Here is a 2,365-nt window from a genome sequence, read left to right on the forward strand (position 1 = left end):
CGACCGCGCCCACCACCGCCAGCGCCGCCAGGTCCGTGGCGTCCTGACCGAGCAGGGCGCGGGCGAGGACGTAGCTCGCGCCGGCACCCGACAGCTCCTTCCCGCCGTCGACGCCCTCGAGGAGGGGATTCAGGTGGAACTCGGTGTCCGCGTCCGCCGGCTGGTGGTGGTCGGCGATAATCGGGGTAAAGTCGCCGGCGGCCTCGTGCTCGCTGATGGCGTCGAGTTGCCCGCTCCCGAAGTCCGTGAACAGCACGGTGTCGTGGTCGTGGGCGGCGATGCCCGCGACCTCCTCGTCGTCGAGTTGCTTCGAGAACACGACGTCGTGGGGGATGCCGGCGCGCTCCAGCGCCGTCGCGGCGATGCCCGCGCTCGTCAGTCCGTCGGCGTCGATGTGCGAGGCCAGCAGGACGGAGTCGGCGGCAGTGAGGGCGTCCGCGCACGCCGCGGCGCGCGCTTCGAGTTCCGGGACCGGCGCGTCCATTGGGTCACCCTTGCGCGGCTTCGGGTATAAACTGCTGGCTTGCGGGGGCGGCCGGTCGCCCCCGCTCGTCCCGGGTTAGTCGCTGGCTACTGCGTCGGCCCGCCCCACTTGCACGTTCCAGAGGTCGGCGTACACGCCGCCGGCGGAGAGGAGGTCGTCGTGGGTGCCGCATTCGACGAGTTCGCCGTCCTCGAGCGCGAGAATCCGGTCCGCCCCACGAACCGTCGAGAGGCGGTGGGCGACGACGAACGTGGTGCGGTCGGCCGTGATGTCCGCGAGGCGTCGCTGCAGGATGCGTTCGGTCTCGCTGTCCACGTGGCTGGTGGCTTCGTCCAGCACGAGCAGCTCGGGGTCGCCGACGACGGCGCGCGCGAGGCGACGCGCTGGCGCTGGCCGCCCGAGAGTTTCACGCCGCGGTCCCCGACCTCGGTGTCGTAGCCGTCCGGGAGGGCCAGAATCTCATCGTGGACGCCGGCCTCGCGGGCGGCCTCGCGGACGCGCTCGTCGGAGATCTCGCCGCTGGCTCCGTACGCGATGTTGTAGCGTACAGTGTCGTTGAACAGGAACGCGTCCTGGTTCACGTAGCCGACGTGGTCGCGGACGCCGGCGGGGTCGGTGCCGGCGACGTCCTGGCCGTCGATGCGGATGGTGCCGGTGTCGGGGTCGTAGAGCCGCAGCAGGAGTTTCACGAGCGTGGACTTCCCGGCGCCCGTCGACCCGACGACGCCGACGGTCTCGCCGGGCTCGACGGCGAAATCCAGTCCGTCGACGGCTGGCTCGTCCGTGCCGGGATAGGCGAACGTCACGTCCTCGAAGCGGACGCGGCCGTCCGTCACCTGGGTACGGGGGGCCGTCTCGCCCCGCGCGCCGTCGTCGCGGTGCGCTGTGCTCCCGGAGCCGTTCGCCCGGTCGGCGCCGCCGGTGAGGCCGTCGATGCGCTGGGCGGCGGCGTCGGCGGCCTCGTAGCCGTCGAGGACGCCGGTGAGGTTGCGCAGCGGCAGCGTCACGCGCTCCATGTAGAACAGGAACGGCACGAGTTCGCCCGCGGTCAGCGTCCCCGAGAACCCCAGCGGCGGCCCGACGAGAATCCAGTAGACGCCGACAGTGAGTGTGCCCAGCAGCCAGATTCCTGCGACCAGGCGGTTCAGCGGCGTCTGGCGCACTGCGAGTCGTTTCGCGCGGAACCGCGCGCGGAAGTGGTCGCGGGACGCCGCCGCCACGCGGTCGCGTTCGTCGGCCTCGGCGGTGAACGCCTTCAGGACGCTGACGCCGTCGAGACCCGTTTCCAGGTGGGCGTTCAGGTCGGCGCGCTCGCTGCGCACCGCCTCCTGCCGGGGTTCGACGCGCTCGGCGAACCAGTAGTTGAGCGCACCGACGACCGGCGCGGACGCGAGCACGAACGCGGCGAGTTGCCAGTTCAGCACGGCCATGTAGACGACGGCGGCCGCGAGCGTGACGACGATCCAGACCGCCGCGCCCAGCAGGGTCGTGAAGAACGTCTCCAGTTGGTTGACGTCGTCGTTGAGCGCGCTCATCACGTCGCCCGTGCGGTACTCGTCGAAGTACGCGAGTCCGCGGTGCTGAGCTGCGTCGAAGGCGGCGACGCGGATGCGGTGGAGGACCCGCTGCGCGTAGACGGTGGCCGCGTAGTCCCCGAGCGACCCGCCGACGACGCTGCTGGCGTTCACCGCGAACAGCACGCCCGCGACGAACACGAGCATCGCGAGCGGGTCGGTGGGAATCCACGCCTCGGGGACGAGCGGCAGCGCGAGCGGCTGGTCGTTGAACAGCGCGTCGATGGCGAGGCCGACCACGAACACGTCCGCGAACCCGATGAAGGACTTCGCTGCGTTCGCGGCGACGCCGGTCGCGAGGTAGTGG

2 protein-coding genes are annotated in these 2,365 nt (G+C 71.5%); both read right to left on the reverse strand.

Translation table 11 applies throughout. The features are described from left to right. Nucleotides 1–484, reverse strand: a 484-nt coding sequence (locus tag GRX66_RS18335; RefSeq protein WP_201293095.1) for a DHH family phosphoesterase, incomplete at its 3' end; no start/stop codon positions are given. Between the two features lie 86 nt (nucleotides 485–570). After that, nucleotides 571–2,365: ABC transporter ATP-binding protein (locus GRX66_RS18340; protein WP_159527767.1), on the reverse strand; the 1,795-nt coding region annotated here is incomplete at its 5' end.

This window comes from Halobacterium bonnevillei (genome assembly GCF_009831555.1).
Classification (GTDB): domain Archaea; phylum Halobacteriota; class Halobacteria; order Halobacteriales; family Halobacteriaceae; genus Halobacterium; species Halobacterium bonnevillei.